The sequence below is a fragment of the Leifsonia xyli genome (assembly GCA_001647635.1).
In the GTDB taxonomy this organism is placed as follows: Bacteria; Actinomycetota; Actinomycetes; order Actinomycetales; family Microbacteriaceae; genus Leifsonia; species Leifsonia xyli_A.
On sequence record CP014761.1, the window covers coordinates 2,224,173 to 2,239,925 of the forward strand.

At 71.1% G+C, this 15,753-nt stretch carries 18 protein-coding genes; all 18 read right to left on the minus strand.

What is annotated here, in order from left to right:
• Nucleotides 1-82: 82 nt before the first annotated feature.
• Nucleotides 83-1,408, minus strand: coding sequence for a hypothetical protein (locus tag A0130_10905; protein ID ANF32115.1), 1,326 nt, complete (start codon nucleotides 1,406-1,408; stop codon nucleotides 83-85).
• 103 nt (nucleotides 1,409-1,511) lie between these two features.
• Nucleotides 1,512-2,525, minus strand: coding sequence for a LacI family transcriptional regulator (locus A0130_10910; GenBank protein ANF32116.1), 1,014 nt, complete (start codon nucleotides 2,523-2,525; stop codon nucleotides 1,512-1,514).
• Between the two features lie 66 nt (nucleotides 2,526-2,591).
• Nucleotides 2,592-3,341: a hypothetical protein gene (locus A0130_10915; protein ANF32117.1), complete on the minus strand. Its 750-nt coding sequence runs from the start codon at nucleotides 3,339-3,341 to the stop codon at nucleotides 2,592-2,594.
• 98 nt (nucleotides 3,342-3,439) lie between these two features.
• Nucleotides 3,440-4,612, minus strand: coding sequence for a flagellar hook protein (locus A0130_10920; protein ID ANF32118.1), 1,173 nt, complete (start codon nucleotides 4,610-4,612; stop codon nucleotides 3,440-3,442).
• Between the two features lie 33 nt (nucleotides 4,613-4,645).
• Nucleotides 4,646-5,107: a flagellar hook capping protein gene (locus A0130_10925; GenBank protein ANF32119.1), complete on the minus strand. Its 462-nt coding sequence runs from the start codon at nucleotides 5,105-5,107 to the stop codon at nucleotides 4,646-4,648.
• A gap of 12 nt (nucleotides 5,108-5,119) precedes the next feature.
• Nucleotides 5,120-6,562 carry a hypothetical protein gene (locus A0130_10930; GenBank protein ID ANF32120.1) on the minus strand — a complete coding sequence of 481 codons (1,443 nt, stop codon included), beginning with the start codon at nucleotides 6,560-6,562 and terminating at the stop codon, nucleotides 5,120-5,122.
• Nucleotides 6,559-7,230, minus strand: coding sequence for a hypothetical protein (locus tag A0130_10935; GenBank protein ANF32121.1), 672 nt, complete (start codon nucleotides 7,228-7,230; stop codon nucleotides 6,559-6,561). The genes A0130_10930 and A0130_10935 overlap by 4 nt, the downstream gene beginning before the upstream one ends.
• Entirely contained in the window at nucleotides 7,227-7,661 is a 435-nt protein-coding gene (locus tag A0130_10940) for a hypothetical protein (protein ANF32122.1), read from the minus strand. Before A0130_10940 ends, A0130_10935 begins: the two co-directional genes overlap by 4 nt.
• Nucleotides 7,661-8,974 carry an EscN/YscN/HrcN family type III secretion system ATPase gene (locus tag A0130_10945; GenBank protein ID ANF32123.1) on the minus strand — a complete coding sequence of 438 codons (1,314 nt, stop codon included), beginning with the start codon at nucleotides 8,972-8,974 and terminating at the stop codon, nucleotides 7,661-7,663. The genes A0130_10940 and A0130_10945 overlap by 1 nt, the downstream gene beginning before the upstream one ends.
• Nucleotides 8,971-9,576 (minus strand): hypothetical protein, encoded by a 606-nt coding sequence (locus tag A0130_10950; protein ID ANF32124.1) that lies wholly within the window; start codon nucleotides 9,574-9,576, stop codon nucleotides 8,971-8,973. Before A0130_10950 ends, A0130_10945 begins: the two co-directional genes overlap by 4 nt.
• The gene (locus A0130_10955; GenBank protein ANF32125.1) at nucleotides 9,566-10,576 is read right to left on the minus strand and encodes a flagellar motor switch protein FliG; all 1,011 of its coding nucleotides are present in this window, start codon (nucleotides 10,574-10,576) and stop codon (nucleotides 9,566-9,568) included. The genes A0130_10950 and A0130_10955 overlap by 11 nt, the downstream gene beginning before the upstream one ends.
• A complete protein-coding gene (locus A0130_10960; GenBank protein ANF32126.1) occupies nucleotides 10,573-12,174 on the minus strand; it encodes a flagellar M-ring protein FliF in 1,602 nt (533 codons plus the stop codon). The genes A0130_10955 and A0130_10960 overlap by 4 nt, the downstream gene beginning before the upstream one ends.
• Nucleotides 12,174-12,479: a flagellar hook-basal body protein FliE gene (locus A0130_10965; GenBank protein ID ANF32127.1), complete on the minus strand. Its 306-nt coding sequence runs from the start codon at nucleotides 12,477-12,479 to the stop codon at nucleotides 12,174-12,176. The genes A0130_10960 and A0130_10965 overlap by 1 nt, the downstream gene beginning before the upstream one ends.
• On the minus strand, nucleotides 12,479-12,871 hold the full coding sequence (locus tag A0130_10970; protein ID ANF32128.1) for a flagellar basal-body rod protein FlgC: 393 nt from the start codon (nucleotides 12,869-12,871) through the stop codon (nucleotides 12,479-12,481). The genes A0130_10965 and A0130_10970 overlap by 1 nt, the downstream gene beginning before the upstream one ends.
• Nucleotides 12,872-12,894: 23 nt before the next feature.
• On the minus strand, nucleotides 12,895-13,236 hold the full coding sequence (locus A0130_10975; protein ANF32129.1) for a flagellar biosynthesis protein FlgB: 342 nt from the start codon (nucleotides 13,234-13,236) through the stop codon (nucleotides 12,895-12,897).
• A gap of 355 nt (nucleotides 13,237-13,591) precedes the next feature.
• On the minus strand, nucleotides 13,592-13,921 hold the full coding sequence (locus tag A0130_10980; protein ANF32130.1) for a hypothetical protein: 330 nt from the start codon (nucleotides 13,919-13,921) through the stop codon (nucleotides 13,592-13,594).
• Nucleotides 13,884-14,312 carry a flagellar export chaperone FliS gene (locus tag A0130_10985; GenBank protein ID ANF32131.1) on the minus strand — a complete coding sequence of 143 codons (429 nt, stop codon included), beginning with the start codon at nucleotides 14,310-14,312 and terminating at the stop codon, nucleotides 13,884-13,886. The genes A0130_10980 and A0130_10985 overlap by 38 nt, the downstream gene beginning before the upstream one ends.
• Complete coding sequence (locus tag A0130_10990; protein ANF32132.1) at nucleotides 14,312-15,697, minus strand: hypothetical protein; 1,386 nt, start codon at nucleotides 15,695-15,697, stop codon at nucleotides 14,312-14,314. Before A0130_10990 ends, A0130_10985 begins: the two co-directional genes overlap by 1 nt.
• Nucleotides 15,698-15,753: the final 56 nt, after the last annotated feature.

Genomic DNA, 15,753 nt, shown 5'->3' on the forward strand with positions numbered 1-15,753 from the left:
TGAACCCCTTCGGAGAGTGGAGCGGGTGGAACGGGTGGGATGCGGTGCCCGGCGTGATGCGCGCGGCACCGCATCCCCTCGGCTACTTGACGGTGTAGCCCTGCTGCTTGGCGTAGCTCACGACCGCCTGCTGGTAGGTCTTGAGTGCGGCCTCCGGGCTCGACTTGCCCTTGTTCGTCGCGTTCACCGCGTCGGTCAGCTTGTCGTAGACCAGGTTCTGGAACGGGCTGAACTGGAAGCCCTTGTAGTCCTTGGCCGCGGTGAGGAAGACGTCCTTGTTGATCTGCTGGCCGCCGAAGAACGGGTACGCCTTCGTCGTGAAGTAGTCGGACTCGAGGATCGGCTTCCAGAGCGGGAACAGCGCCGCCTTCTCGATGCCGATCTTCCAGGCCTCCTCCGTGCCGAAGATCTCGGTCGCGACCTTCGCCGCCGCCTTCTGGTCCTGCGCCTGCTTGCTCACCGCGAAGGCGGAGCCGCCGATGTTGATCTGCACAGGGTTTGCCGGGTCCCACTGCGGGACCGGCGCGACGGCCCACTGCGCCGTCTTGTCGGCGCCGGTGAAGCCCTGCAGGTAGCCGGGGAGCCAGGCCGCGGCGATGACGGACGCGTACGTGCCGTTGACGAGGTGGGTGTTGTAGTCGGTGGTCGACGAGTCCTCCGTGCCGACCTCCTTCTTCTGGACGAGGTCGTTCCAGTAGGTGAGAACCTTCTGGCTGGCCTGGTCGTTCAGGTCGATGGAGATGTCCTGCTTGCCGCTCAGCTCGAACGGGGCGGCGCCCGCCTGCGCGAACAGCGCCGTCTGGTAGGCGCGCCCGTTGCCCGGGAAGTCGGTCATCAGCGTCTTGCCGCCGGTCGCCTGCTTGATCTTCTCAGCGTCGGCCGCGTACTCGTCCCACGTGGTCGGGACGGTCAGGCCGTACTTGTCGAAGAGGTCCTTGCGGTAGAGCAGGCCCACGGGGCCGCCGTCGACCGGGATGGCGTAAGCGTCGCCACCGTTGCTCACGTCGCTCCAGGCGCCCTCGGAGTAGTTCGTCTTGACCTTGTCGGCGCCGAGCTTGCTGAGGTTCACGATGGAGCCGTCGGCGATGTAGCTGGGGACGACCTCGCTCTCGAGCATGACGACATCGGGAGCGCCGGAGCCGGCCTGGATGGCGGTCGAGAACTTCGTGTACTCGTCGTTGCCCGCGCCGGTGTTCGTCCAGCAGATCTGGACGTCCTTGTGCGTCTTGTTGAACTGGTCGACGACCGGCTCGAAGTTCGGATACCAGGCCCACATGGTGACCTGTTTGGCGTCGGAGTTCACGATCGTGTTCTGGCAGCCGGCTGCAGCGCCGCCGCCTCCGGAACATCCGGTGAGCGCCGCGACCGCAACCGCGATCACGCCGCCCGCTGCAAGGAGCTTCTTCATTGGATTCCCTTCGCGGTGTGTGACACCCTTGTCTACAACGTTGTACTACAACGTTGTAGAGACCATGATGCGCGACGGATGTGACCGTGTCAAATGCTTTTTCTCACTCCCCGGTGGACTCGCGCTCGACCAGGCGGAACGGCACGGCGATCTCCTCCGGCACGAACACCTCCTGCGCGCCCTCGATGCGTCGGAGCAGCAGGTCGACCGCCGTGCGGGCGATCTCCTCTCGGCCCGGGTCCACCGTCGAGAGGGTCGGCATCGAGTACTGGGTCTCGTCGATGTCGTCGAACCCGATGACGGCGACGTCCTCCGGGATGCGCCTGCCCTGCTCCTGCAGCACGCGCAAAGCGCCCAGGGCGATCGCGTCGTTGAAGGCCACCACGCCGTCGAAGTCCGTTCCGGCGGCGAGGAAGTCGCGCATCCCCTCGGCGCCGTTGCGGCGATGCCACGAGCCGACCGGAACGACCAGCGACTCGTCGTACGGCAGGCCGGCCGCCTCGATCGCTTCGCGGTAGCCTTGGAGGCGCAACGCGGCCGAGCCGATCTCCTCGCCGGGGTGAGCGCCGAGGGCGACGATGCGCCGCCGGCCCGCCCTCAGGAGGTGCTCCGTCGCCGCGCGCGCGGCCTCGGTGTTGCGCATGGTCACGTGATCGCGCGGACCGCCAAGGTCACGGTCGCCGAGGAGCACGACCGGCGTGGTCAGCTCGGCGATCAGGTCCACGTCCGACTGGTCCAGGGTGAGGACGCTGTAGAGCACGCCGTCGACCATCCGCGCCCGCGGCTGCCGCAGCACGTCGATCTCATGCTGCCGGTCGTCGCCGAACTGCTCGATCAGCACAGCGAGCCCGCGTTCCGCGGCTGCGCGCATGACGGAGTCGGCCAGCTCGGCGAAGTAGGCATTGCGCAGGTCGGGGATCATCAGCGAGATGACGTTGGTCCTCCCCGACCGCAGGCTGCGGGCCGACAGGTTCGGGGTGTAGCCGAGGGTGTCGATGGCGTCGAGCACCTTGCGGCGCGTCTCCTCGCGGACGTACGGGTAGTCGTTGATGACGTTCGACACGGTCTTGATCGACACGCCGGCGAGCCGGCTGACGTCGTGCATCGTCGCAGCCATGGATGCTCCCCTCTTGCGTGCGTCACCTGACTTTACAACGTTGGAAGCGCGTCCCTCGGCGGGAGCTCAGCGCAGCGCGGCGGGCTTGACCCGCACCGGCGCGAGCCAGGCGGAGACGATCACCGCGGTGATCGCCCCGGCCGCCATGATCGCCGCGAGCACGACGACCTGGAACCGCCCGGCCTCCAGCGGCGACACACCACCGAAGATCGCGCCGACGAACGCGCCCGGCAGCGTGACGAGGCCGGTCGTCTTGGTCTGGTCCACCGACGGGATGAGCGCCGAGTACACGGCGGTGCGCGCCTGTTCCAGCGTCGACTGCCGGGGCGTCGCGCCCAGCGCGAGCCAGCCCTCCACCTCGTCCCAGTGGTCGCCGACCGCCTCGGTGAACCGGCGACCGGCCAGCGTGGCGATGCTCATCGAGTTGCCGATGACGATGCCGCCGATCGCGAGGGCGTACCGCGCGTTGAAGGCGATGGCGCCGGTGAGGAAGACGACGGAGAACGACACGATCACGCCGGTCGCCATCGCGGTGGCCATCATGAGCGCGTGCTCGCGCGACCATCCGATCCGGTGGGTGGCGGTGGATGCGGCGACCGAGAACATGACGAGCAGCGCGAGCGCCACCCACAGCGGGTCGGTGATGACCCCGGCGAGGATGACGCTGATGATCGCGAGCTGCGCCGCGCCACGCAGGATGGCCAGCGCCGGGGCCCACCGGTGCGGGACGCGGTACGCGGCGAGAACCCCGACCGCCACGAGCGCAAGCAGGGCCACGCCGAGCAGCGTCGGCGTGAGCTCTCGCAGAATAGGCACCCTCCGAGCCTAGAACCCGCAAGCGTCCAGCCTCGCGAAGTGCAGCTTGTTGCGGTCGACACGCCGGGTCGCAGCGCAACAAGCTGCACCTCGGCGGGTCAGCGCTTGAGGTTGGTGAGCTCCTGCAGCACCTCGTCGGAGGTGGTGATGATGCGGGCGTTCGCCTGGAAGCCGCGCTGCGCGACGATCAGGTTCGTGAACTCCTGCGAGAGGTCGACGTTCGACATCTCGAGCGAGCCGCCCTGGAGCTGGCCGAGGCCGTCCTCGCCCGGTCCGCCGAGCTGGGCGGCGCCGGAGTTGACGGTCGCGCGGTAGGTCGAGCCGCCGGCCTTCTCGAGGCCGCCCGGGTTGACGAAGGTCGCCAGCGCGATGCGGCCGACGGCCTGCTTGTCGCCGTTCGAGAACAGGCCGGTGATGGTGCCGTCCTTGTCCAAGGTGAAGGACTCCAGGGTGCCCGCGGCGCGGCCGTTCTGGTCCTTGAAGGCGACGCTGGTGATGCCGGAGTAGCCGGTCACCGAGCCGAGGTTCACGCCGACGCCGCCGACGGTGAGCGCACCGCCGCCGGTGAGGACGCCGTTCGTGAAGGTGAGCGACGTGTTGCCGGTCGCTCCCGCAGCATCCGTTCCCGCGACATCCCAGCCGGTGCCGGTCTTCGTGAAGGTGAGGGTGAGCTTGCGGGCGGTGCCGTTGGCGTCGAACACCGAGACGTCGCGCACCAGCTGGTCGCCGTTGGCGGCGTCCGACGGGAGGTTGCCGGTCACGTTGGCGGTCGTCGTCGCCGACGCGGGGGTGACCGCCTTCAACGGGATGGTGATGTCGCTGAGCGCGCCGCCCTGCTGCACGACGCCGTTCACTGCGTTCCAGCCCTGCAGGATGGCGCCCCCGGGGCCGACCAGGCGGCCGAGGGAGTCCGGGTCGAGCGAACCGGCGCGCGTGTAGACGGTCTCGCCGCCGACCTTCATGACGAAGAAGCCGTCGCCGTTGATCATCATGTCGGTCGAGCGACCGGTCGCCTGCGCGGCGCCCTGCGTGAAGTTGGTCGAGATGCCGGCGACCAGCACGCCGAGACCGATCTGGGCCGGGTTGGTGCCGCCGGTCTCGGCCTGTGCGCCGCCGGCGCCCTTGACCAGCTGGGACAGCGTGTCCTGGAACTGCACGGCCGACGACTTGAACGCCGTGGTGTTGACGTTGGCGATGTTGTTGCCGGTGACGTCGAGCATGGTCTGGTGCGAGCGGAGGCCGGAGATTCCGGAGTAGAGCGAGCGGAGCATGGGTGGTTCCTTTCGTGAGGAAGAGCGTGAGGATCAGGCGGTCGGCGCGGGTGTCGGCGCCGGGGTGCTTGCGGGGGTGACGACGCCGAGGATGGCGTCGAGCGCGATCTTCTGATCGCCGATGCTGACGATCGGGACGGATCCCGCGTACGAGACGGAGGAGGCGACGCCGGTCTGGGTGTCGCCGTTCTTGTCGAGGTAGCTCACGGTGTGGCCGATGAGGGCCGCCGCGGCCTGCCGCATCTGCAGGGCGAAGCCCTCCTGCGCGGTGGTGTCCATGTTGGTGAGCTTCTCCATCATGGCGAGCTGCGTCGTCTGCGAGATCATCTGGTTGGTGTCCATCGGCGAGCTCGGGTCCTGGTTGCGCAGCTGCGTCACAAGCAGCTGCATGAACGCCTCGCTGTCGAGCGACTGCTTCGGCGTGCGCGTGGGTGCGGTGGAGTAGATGCCGCCCGTGGAGGCGGTATCGGCTCCGGTGATGGGGTCGACGGCCACGGTGGCTCCCTTCTAGACGATCAGGTCGATGGTGTGCGGGGACCCGTCCGCGGTCGCGGCCGGGGTGGGGCGGGTGGATGCGGTTGACGCGGAACGCCGACGCGGCTCGTCGGACGAGGGGCCGGGGTAGCCCCGTCCGTCGCCGGGCGCCTCGCGCTGGGGCGACGGCTGGTTCTGCGACGACAGGTCGAGCGAGCCGCTGAGGCCCGCGCCGGTCAGATCGCGGCGCAGGTCGGGGAGGATCGCGCGCAGCGCGTCCCGCCCCGCGTCGGTCGGGGCGAACAGCTCGACGCGGACCCCCTCGCCGCCGACATGCGCGCGGACCGTGACCGGGCCGAGGGTGTCGGGCGTCACGTGCACCGTCATGACGTGCTCCCCCGCACCGGCAGCGGCGAGGGTGAAGACGGGCCGGGCGAGCTGACCGGCGAGCGGCGGTGCGGATGCGGCGGGTGCCGGCGGCGACGCGGGCTGCGATGGGAGGGTGCGGTCGACGGCCACTGGGGCCGGCGGCTGCGCGGGGGTCGTAGCGACGGTCGCGGTGATCGGTTCCGCGAGCGGCTGCCGGGGGCGCGATGCCGGGGTGGCATCTGCCGGCTGGGGCTGAGCGGTGACCGGCACCGTCGTGGCCGTTGCCCCACTCGGGGTGGCGGAGGCCCGGGCCGCTGTGTCGGCCGCACGGGCCGACTCCCGCGGTGCGACCGGAAGCCGGGGCTCGGCGGGCGCCGTCGGGAGGGTGGTGGCACCGCCGGCTGCCGGCGCGGCGGGGACGGCGGGCTCCTGCGCCCACCCGGAGCCGCCGGACGTCGGCGCCGCTGGGGCGGCAGCGGGCGTCGCGGCCGTTTCGACGACGGGCTCGGGTGCTGCGGCGGCGGCCGGTCGAGCCGACGTGGCTGACGCATCCATCGCCCCGGCGACCTTCGGCGTCGCGACGGACGCCGCTGCCTCTGCCGTCGCCGCGGTCTGCATGGGGGCAGCCGGTGCCGCCGAGGCGACCGTCGCGACCTGGACCGCCGGCGTCATCGGAGCAGCCGTCTCCTGCGCGGGCACGTCTCCCACCGGCGCCGTCGCGGTCAGGACGGCCTGCGCGGTCGCCGCCGCAGCACCCGGTTCAGGAGTCGGCGCAGCTGCCACCGGGGTCGACAGCGCCTCCACCGTCACCGGAGCCGCCACATCCGGCTTCCCGTCCGCCGCGACCGACGATGCTCCGCCCGCCGGAGCCTCCGGGACAGGGGCCTCCTTCGTCGGATGCGCCTTCGCCGGCCGCCCGCGGTCGTGTCGCGTCTCGTGCGCGCGGTCTCCCTCCGCCTTTGGAGCGGGCGCGGCATCCTGCGCCGCCGCATCCGTCGCCCCGCGCAGGAACGCGCCGAAAGCGTCCCCCGATCCCTTCACGGGACCCGCGCTGCGCACGGCCGGCTGCGCGGTCGGCGCCGCACCAGCGACCGCCGCCGGGCTCACAGCGAGCCTCCCTGCGCGAGGGACGCGAACAGGGACCGCAGCATGTCGGCCTGCGCCGACGACGTCGATCCCCCGAGCCCGCTCAGCGCTGACGCGTACGGCGAGAGCGGGGAGCTGGTGGCCGGCGCCGCCTGCGGCACCAGGCGGCGGATCGTGACGATGTCGGAGTCGCTCATCCAGTTGTCCACGAGGCTGACGTTGCGTCCCTCGCTCGGCGCGTGGATGACCTTGCCGTCCCCGGCGTAGATGACGATGTGCTCGCCGCCGTTGGTCACGATGATGTCGCCCGGCTGCGCCTGCGCGAGCGACGGGATCTCCGTGCCGACCTTCGACTGGCCGGAGACCAGCCGCGGCACGTCGATCCCGAGATCCTTGAACACGCGCTGCACCAGGCCGGAGCAGTCGAGCCCGGAGGCGCTGGTGCCGCCGAAGACGTAGGGCACGCCGAGGTACTTCTTGGCGTCGGCGACGACGTCCGCGCCGGTCACCGTCCCGGTGGCCGGGCTGTCCAGCGCGCCCGAGAGGGCCGACGCGAAGTCGGTCGCCGACGTGCTCGACACCGCGGGCGCGGACGTCGACGAGGATGTTGCCGACGTCTTCCCGCCGTCCAGCTGCACCAGCGTCGCCTGGATCTGAGCGATCCGTCCGATCGCATCCGTGACGGTCATGCCTCTCCCCCTTCGCGGGCGCGCTGCCACGCGCCCGTCGCGATCTCGTCGATGGCGGCCTGCTCGGCACTGAGGTCGCCGGCCACGACACCTTCGCGGTGCCGGGTCTCGAGCTTCTCCAGGCCGACCGCGCGCTTCTTCGCCTCGGTGAACGCCTCCTGCGCGACCTCGGCCTGCGCGTCCGCCTGTGCGGCGAGCGCGGACAGGTCGGCCAGCATGCTGCGGCTGGATGCGCGGGCCGCCGCCATCGCGAACAGCGTGCTCGCATCCGTCGCTTCGACGGGCACCGCGTGCAGTGCGGCGATGGCGCGAGCCTGCCGCTCCCCCGCGTCGCGCCGCAGCGCGTTGGCCGCGGCGAGGTCGCTCGCCGCGTGCTCCTTCTCGATCTGCCGCAGTCGCAGCAGTCCCGCCAGTGCGAACGCCCGTGCCATCACGCGCCTCCCAGCATCCCGATCAGCGCCTCCAGGCGCGCCCACGACTCGGCCGGCAGGGCCGGCTCGCCGATTCCCTGACGCAGGAACGCGTCGATCGCGTCCGCGTGCGCGACCGCCGCATCCACCTTCGGGTTGGTGCCCGGCTTGTACGCCCCGACGTCGAGCAGGTCCTGAGCGGCGACCTTGGCGGCGAGGATGCTGCGCAACGCCACAGCCGTGGCGCGCTGCTGCGGCGTGGTCACCCGCGACGCGAGCCGGGAAACCGAGCCGAGCACGTCCACGGAGGGGAAATGCCCGATCACCGAGAGTTTCCGGTCGAGCACGACGTGCCCGTCGAGGATGGAGCGCGCCGCGTCCGCGATGGGCTCGTTGTGGTCGTCGCCGTCCACCAGGACGGTGTAGAGGCCGGTGATGGAGCCGGTCTCGCCCGTCCCCGCGCGCTCCAGCAGTTGCGCCAGCAGGGAGAACGTCGACGGCGGGTAGCCGCGGGTGGCCGGAGGCTCGCCCGCCGACAGGCCGATCTCGCGCTGCGCCATGGCGACGCGGGTCAGGGAGTCCATCATCAGGACGACGTCGGCCCCCTGGTCGCGGAAGGCCTCCGCGATGCGCGTCGCGGCGAACGCGGCGCGGAGACGCATCACCGCGGGCTCGTCGGAGGTCGCGACGACCACGACCGAGCGCGCGAGCCCGGCGGGACCCAGGTCGTCCTCGAGGAACTCCCGCACCTCGCGGCCCCGCTCCCCGACCAACGCGATCACCGAGACCTGCGCGTCGGTGCCGCGGGCGATCATCGACAGCAGCGACGACTTGCCGACGCCGGATCCGGCGAAGAGGCCGAGTCGCTGCCCGCGTCCGGCGGTCACCATGGTGTCGAGTACGCGGACCCCGAGGCCGAGGGGCTGCAGGATGCGCGCGCGGCGCATCGCGTCGGGCGCGCGGTTGCCGAGGTCGACGAAGCCGTCCGGCTCGATCGGTCCGCGCCCGTCGACGGGACGGCCGAGCGCGTCGATCACGCGTCCCAGCATCCCGCGCCCGGTCGGCACGAGGAGCGGCGCACGGACCGCTCGCGCCGGCGCACCCGCGGCCACCCCGGTCAACGGGCCGTACGGCATGACGCGCACGCGATCGGCCGTCGTCGCGACCACCTCCGCGTGCACACCGGGTTCCTCGCCGATGACGACCACGTCGCCGATCGCCGCGCGAAGACCCTCGAGCTCGGCGCCGAGACCCACCACGCCGGTCACGCGGCCGACGCGCTCGACGCCGGCGGCCGCGACGGCGGCGTCCCAGCCGGTCAGCACGGCGCTCACGAGAGCACCTCGCGAGCGCGTGCGAGCGCCTCGCCGACACGCGCATCCAGCCAGCCGCCGGGCAGTTCTCCGATCGCGTCGCCACGGGCCAGCGTCGGATCGGCGACCAGGCGCACGTCCTCCGGTGCGAGCCCGGCCGCGCGCAGCTCCTCGGCATCCGCGGGGTTCAGCCGGACGACCGGCACCGCTCCCCCGTCCGCCGCCGCCACGACGCGCTCGACCGCCGCGCGCGCAGCCGCGACGCGGTCGCCCAGGGCCACGCCGACCACAGCGGTCGCGAGCTCGAACGCCGCCTCCACGAGAGCGGACTCCGCCTCCGCGAGAAGCGGCACGGTCGCCTCCCGCAGCTCCACCGCGGCACCGCGCAGCGCCCGAGCGAGCACGGCGATGTGGTCGGACGCCTCGGCGCTCTCGGCCGCGCGCGCGTCCTCCGCGCCGGCCAGCCAGCGCTCCTGCTCCTCCGCCGCCGCACGGCGCCCCTCGGCGAAGCCGGCGGCGTACCCGCGGGAGCGGGCGGCCGCCATCGCGGCACGCTCCTGCTCCGTCTCGGCGAGCACCGGGACGGCGAACGGCTCGAAGGCGAGCGCGGCGTCACTCGACATACGCGTCCTCGTCCCCGCGCTGCACGGTGATCGCGCCGGTGGCCTCCAGGTCGCGGATTGAGCGCACGATCTCGGCGCGCGCGTCCTCCACCTGCGAGACCCGAACCGGGCCCAGGATGCGGACCTCGTCCTCCAGGATCTCCCGATTGCGCTCCGACAGGTTCATGGTGATGACCTCGGTGACCGCCTCGGTGGCGCCCTTCATCGCGACCGCCAGCACCGCCGCGTCCACACCGCGCAGCACCTGCTGCACGTCGCGGGACTCGAGCCGGACGAGGTCGTCGAACGTCAGCATCCGCGAGCGGACCTCCTCGGCAAGCTGCGGGTCACGCTGCTCGAGTGCCTCCAGCAGGGCCTTCTCGGTCGCCGCGTCCGAGCGGTTGATGATGTCGACCAGGGGCTGCACTCCCCCGACGGCGTCGGACGCCGTGCGCGAGGAGACGACGGCGCTCGCCCGCTGCTTGAGCGTCTCGGCGACGACCCGGACGGCGTCCGGGCTCGGCGATCCCATGGTCGCGATGGCGTGCGCGACCTCGGTGCGCGTGCCCTCCGGCAGGCCGGCGAGGATGCGGGAGGCGTGGTCCGAGCGCAGATGCGCCAGCACGAGGGCGCAGGTCTGCGGCAGCTCGCCGGAGAGCAGCATCTGCACCTGCGCCGGCTCGACCGCGTCCAGGAACTCGAACTGCTTGCCGGCGAGGTTCGACGCGACGCGGTTCAGCACGCCGGTGGCACGCTCGGCGCCGAACGACGCCTCCAGCAGGCCGACCGCGATGTCCCGGCCGCCGCGGGTGGTCGTCGCGCCGCGGGTCGCCAGGTCGTGGAACTCGTTGAGGGCCTTCTCGGCGACGGTCGGGTCCACGCGGCGCAGACGGAGGATCTCCGCGGTGATCTCGTCGGCCTCCTCGTCGGAGAACTGCTTCATCACCTGGGCCGCGCGCTGCTGGTCCATGTTCATGAGCACCACGGCGACCTTCTGCGCGCCGGTCAGCGTGGCGTTCATACGCCGGCCCGATCATCCATGAGGCTGCGGAGGAACTCGGCCGTGCGCTGCGGGTCGCGCTCGGCGAGGGCCTCGATCTCCGCCTTGCGCCGGGTGGCCTCAAGCTCGCCCGGGTCCGGGATGTCCGGCACCGGGTCGAGCTGCATCGGGACGGTCGGCGCGGCCTGCTCGAGCGCGATCGGGAACAGTCCGCCCTCCAGGGCGAGCGTGTCCGCGTCCTGCGCCAGCTCGGCGTTCTCCGCGGCACGGCGGCGACCGCGGCGGATGAGGATGAAGGCGATGATCGCGACGGCGACGACGGCCGCGGCGATGACGGTGGTGCGGATGATGCTGGTCAGCTGGTCGGCCGCCGCCGCATCCTTCGCCTCCTGCAGCGCCTTGGCCGCCTCGGTGGCGCCGGCCTTGCTGAACGGCACCATCTCGACGCTGACGGAGTCGCCGCGCTTGATGTCGATCCCGGCCGCCGCGTTGACGAGGCTGCGGACCTCGTTCGCGCTGACGCCGCTCACCGCGTCGGAGTTCAGTGCGACCGAGACCGTCTGCCGGTTGATGGCGCCGGCCGGGATGGTGCGCTGCTCGGTGACCTTGTCGACCGCGTTGTCCTTCGTGTTCGACTCGGAGTTGAAGGTGCCGTTGCCGTTGCCGCCGTTCGGGACGGCGATGTTGTCGGGGCCGAGGACGCCGGCGCTCGTACCGCTCCCGGAGCCCGTGTAGGTCTCCTTCTGGGTGGACTCGCTCAGCGACGGCGCGTTGGTCGGCGTCGTGTACGACTCCTCGGTCCGCTGCGCCGACTCGGTGCTGACGTCGGCCGCCACGGCGACCGTCGCGTTGCCGGCGCCGACCACCTTGTCGAGCATCTCCTGCACGGCCGACTTCACGCGGGTCTCGTAGTCGCTCGCCTGCTTGTCCGCTCCCCCGGTCGCACCTCCGCCGACCGTGCTGAGCACGGTTCCGTCGGCGTCGACGACGGCCACATCGGTCGGCTTCATGCCGGGCACGGCGGCGCTGGTGAGGTGGACGATCGCCTGCACCTGGTCGGCGCTCAGCGTCACGCCGCTCTGCGGCTCCACGAACACGGAGGCCGTCGGGTCCTTCTTCTCGGCCGCGAAGACCGTCTCCTCCGGGATGGCCAGGCGCACGGAGGCGGTCTTGACGCCCTTCATGGCGCCGATGGTGTTCGAGAGCTCGCCCTCCATCGCCCGCTTGTACGTGACGTTCTGCTGGAACTCGGAGGACGTGACGCCCATCTTGTCGAGCAGCGAGTAGCCGCCCGTGTTCGTCGCGGGCAGGCCGGCCGAGGCGGCCTTGATCCGCTCGTCGTACACCTTCTCCTGCGGCACGAGGATGGTCGAGCCGCCGTCGGTCAGCTGGTACGGCACCCCGTCGGTGCGCAGCTGGTCGACGATGGCCGAGGCGTCGGACGCGGCCACGCCCGAGAACAGCGGGGTGTACGACGGCTGGGACGCCCACATCGCGATCCCGGTCGCGCCGAGGGCCACCACGGCGATGCCGATGATCGCGATGACCCGCTGGGCCACGCTGAAGCCGCGGATCGTGTCGCCGAGCCGCCGGAAGAAACTGGTCACCTGCTGGGGCATCAGGCCTGCATCCGCATGATCTCGTTGAACGCGTCGACGGCCTTGTTGCGCACGCCGGCGACGAGTTCGAGAGTGACCTGGGCACGGGTGGACGCGAGGGTCGCGTCGTGGATGTCGTCGAGGTTGCCGGTGACCGCCTTGATGGCGAGGGTGTCACTCGTGCTCTGCAGCTTCTGAAGGTTGTCGACGGCGCCCGTGAGCGCGTTGCCGAACGACGCGGCGCCCGTCCCGGTCGTCGCCTGGGTCGCGGCGAGTCCGCTCGCGGCGCTGACGCCGGAGACGGCTCCGATGGCGGGGATGGGCATCAGTTCCTCCCGATCTGGAGCGCTGCCTGGTAGGTCTCTTTGGCGCGGTCCACGACGCCGGCGTTGGCCTGGTAGCCGCGCTGCGCCATGATCAGCGCGCCCATCTGCTCGGACAGGTCGATGTCGGGGTACCGCACGTACCCCTTCGCGTCTGCGATCGGGTTGTCGGGCTCGTAGACCATCCGCCCCTCGGCGCTGCCGTATGCGGCACCCGCGACGTAGGCGCCCGAGACGCCCTCCCCCTCCTGGGCCACGATGTACCGGGCCTGGAAGGCGGCGCCGTCGGTCGGCTTCGCGGTGTTGATGTTGGCGAGGTTGTCCGAGATGGCGTCCAGCCACTTGCGGTGCAGGGTCAGGCCGGTTCCGGCGATCCCGATGGCGTCGAAGGTCACGTTCAGCTCCTTGTGGGGATCGGTCAGGTGGTCTTGAGGGCCGCGCGGACGGCGGAGAACTGGTTGCCGGCCGCCTGGGAGGCGAACTGGAAGCGCAGAACGGTGTCGACGTTCGACAGCGTCTCGGTGTCGAGGTTGACGTTGTTGCCGTCGAGGCGCGTCGGCTCGAGGGAGCGCGCTGTCGTCGCGCTGACGTGCCCGTCGTGATCGGCGACGGAGGCGGCGAGGGCGTCCTCGAACGAGACGCGCTCGGCCGTGTAGCCCGGCGTGTTGACGTTGGCGATGTTGTTCGCGATGGCGCGTTGGCGCGCGGCGAGGCCGTCGAGGGCGCTCGCGAGGGCGGCACTGGTCACGGATTCGAGCACAGCTGCACTCCAGGGTCGGGGGCGGCCCATCCGTGGCCAGTCGATGAGCGATCCGTGCTCAGGAAGAGCTATCGGCCGCTTCTCCCCCGCCGTTAGCGCCCTAGTTCGGGGGACGTTCGGTGCGCGGTTCTCACAACGTCATCCACAGCTTGTACCCCGGTGTGAATTACAACCGTGTGTTTTCGAAGAGACCTTCGAACGAGCTACCACGCCGGTAAAATGCCCGGCCAGAGCGCTAATTCGAAACCTGAGAATCTGAGAATGCACACATCCCGCGCGTGTCCTCCACACGAGAACGGCATTCATCCACGCCTTCTCAACAGGGTTATCCACAGGTGGAGAACGTGTGGGGGAGTCAGCCGATCAGATCGAAGTAGACGGGATGCGGCCCGACCTCCGACCGGGGTACAGCGCGGACCGCGGCAAGGTGCCGAGCGGTCGTCTGACGCACGTCCTCCAGATACCGGATGGTGTGCAGCTGAGCCTCGAGCAGACGGGCCGCGCGCTCCTGCAGCTCCGGCGGGATCGGGCCCAGCGCGATCGGCGGACGCCAGGGGACCGGGTCGACGTGCGCGAGGGCGCCGTGCAGCTCGCTCTCCATCCGGTCGAGCGCATCCGACCAGCCGAGGCTGTCGTCGCGCACCGCCTCAGGCGACACCGAGGTCCCGTCCCGTGTCCGTCGCACCGGCCGCCGGCAGCAGCCCCGCGGCCTCGTGCCAGGTCTGCCGAAGCGGCTCGGCCAGCTCGATGGCCTCGCGCACCTTCGCCGGGTCGCGCTCGATCATCCCGCCCACGATGAGGTCAGCGAGGTAGCCGTACAGCTGGAGGAGACCTTCGGCGCCGTCCCACAGGTCGACCCGAAGGCTGCCCGCGAGCTCGGCGACGATCTGGTCGGCGTGGCGGAGGTTCTCCCACGCGGTCGGCCACTGCTGGGCCGAGAGGGCGGCCTCGCCGCGGCTGAGGTCGAGCAGCAGGCGGTCGTAGAGCATGGTGAGCAGTCGCGCCGGGCTGGCCGACAGGATGCTGTCGCGGTTGTAGGCGGAGAGCTTGGCCGCCGCCGAGGTGAGGACGTTCATCATGCGCTCGCAGAGGGAAGAGACGAAAGCTGGCCGGTCAGCCACGAGGACTGGGACTGCAGCTGCTGCAGCTGGACTTCGAGGTTGGCATAGGTCTTCTCGAGGGTGGAGCGCCGATCGGCGAGGCGCGTGTCCCAGTCGGTGATCTGGTCGTTGAGGTCTTTGACGGTCGACTGCTCGCCCTTGATGCGCAGCGAGAGCGAGCCGGTGTAGGTGTCGCTGGCTGCGGTGGAGGCGTCGGCGACGCGCTGGGCGATCGTGGTCAGGGCGCCCTTCACCGCATCCGGATTCGCGGCCATCGCGGCCGTGAAGACGTCCTGGTCGAACGTCACCGTGCCGTCCCGCTGGATGCTGATGCCGTAGGTCGACGGCGAGACGCCGTTCACGGGGCCGCTGATCGCATCCACCAGCTTCTGGTTGACGTCGCGCGTGGTCGAGTCGCCGGTGAACGCGCCGCCGGTGACGACCGTGCCGCCCGCGGAGTCGGTGGTGGTGGCGACGGCCTGCTTGGAGGCGATCAGCGTGAAGATGTCGTTCACGCTGGAGACGAGCGACTTGGCGGCCGCCGCGAGGCTCGCGTCATCGCGCGCCACCGTCAGCGTGACGGGGGATGTGGATGCCGCGGTCACCGTGACGGAGACGCCCGGGAGCACATCCGTGAACGTGTTGGTCGAGCTGGTGACGGTCTGCGCGGCGCCGGTGCCGGCCCACAGCGTGAGCTGCGCATCCTGGGCGGCACGCACCTGGGCCGCTCCGGGGTCGGAGAGGAGGTTCGTCGCGGTGCCGGCGGTCACATCCGCCGGGGTCCCGCGGTAGGCGGTGAAGGCGCCGGCGGCTCCGGTCTTCGTCGAGCTGAGCTGCAGGCGGTAGAGCTGCTGACCGGTCGCCGGGTCCAGACCGGCAGCGACCTGGGTGGCGCTGACGCCGACACCCGCCTGGTTGATCGCGGCGGCGACGTCGGCCAGCGAGGAGCTCCCGGCCGTCACCTGCTTCACGGTGCCGTCGGCGGCGACGAAGGTGAGCGTCGGCGGCTGGTCCGGCCACTGGGTGAGCGGGCCGGTCACCGTGACCTGGGACTGGGCCAGCTTGTCCACGGTGAAGTCGATGGTGCCGTCCACGGCGCCGGTCCCGGCGGTCGCGGTGACGGAGGTGGAGGTGGTGGTCGCGGTGTGCAGATCCGTTCCGGCCGGCTTCGCCAGCTTGGCGGCGGAATCGGCCAGGGCGGCGACCTTGCCGTTCAGGGTCTGCATCGCCGTGATGTAGGTCTGGGAGTCGGTGACCTTGTTCTTCAGCAGGGTCTGCGGAATCGCCTCCGCCTGCATGAGGCTGTTGATGAGGTCGGTGGTCTGCAGGCCGCTGATGAGCCCGTCGACGGCCATTCCCATGCGGTGGTCTCCCTCCTACGACGTGGTGCGGTGTGGTGCGGCGGCCGGGCGCGCTT

Coding starts and splice junctions, on each gene's coding strand:
- A0130_10905 (ANF32115.1), bottom strand. CDS start 1,408: ATGAAGAAGCTCCTTGCAGCGGGCGGCGTGATCGCGGTTGCGGTCGCG.
- A0130_10910 (ANF32116.1), bottom strand. CDS start 2,525: ATGGCTGCGACGATGCACGACGTCAGCCGGCTCGCCGGCGTGTCGATC.
- A0130_10920 (ANF32118.1), bottom strand. CDS start 4,612: ATGCTCCGCTCGCTCTACTCCGGAATCTCCGGCCTCCGCTCGCACCAG.
- A0130_10935 (ANF32121.1), bottom strand. CDS start 7,230: ATGACCGTCACGGATGCGATCGGACGGATCGCTCAGATCCAGGCGACG.
- A0130_10940 (ANF32122.1), bottom strand. CDS start 7,661: ATGGCACGGGCGTTCGCACTGGCGGGACTGCTGCGACTGCGGCAGATC.
- A0130_10950 (ANF32124.1), bottom strand. CDS start 9,576: ATGTCGAGTGACGCCGCGCTCGCCTTCGAGCCGTTCGCCGTCCCGGTG.
- A0130_10955 (ANF32125.1), bottom strand. CDS start 10,576: ATGAACGCCACGCTGACCGGCGCGCAGAAGGTCGCCGTGGTGCTCATG.
- A0130_10960 (ANF32126.1), bottom strand. CDS start 12,174: ATGCCCCAGCAGGTGACCAGTTTCTTCCGGCGGCTCGGCGACACGATC.
- A0130_10965 (ANF32127.1), bottom strand. CDS start 12,479: ATGCCCATCCCCGCCATCGGAGCCGTCTCCGGCGTCAGCGCCGCGAGC.
- A0130_10985 (ANF32131.1), bottom strand. CDS start 14,312: ATGAACGTCCTCACCTCGGCGGCGGCCAAGCTCTCCGCCTACAACCGC.
- A0130_10990 (ANF32132.1), bottom strand. CDS start 15,697: ATGGGAATGGCCGTCGACGGGCTCATCAGCGGCCTGCAGACCACCGAC.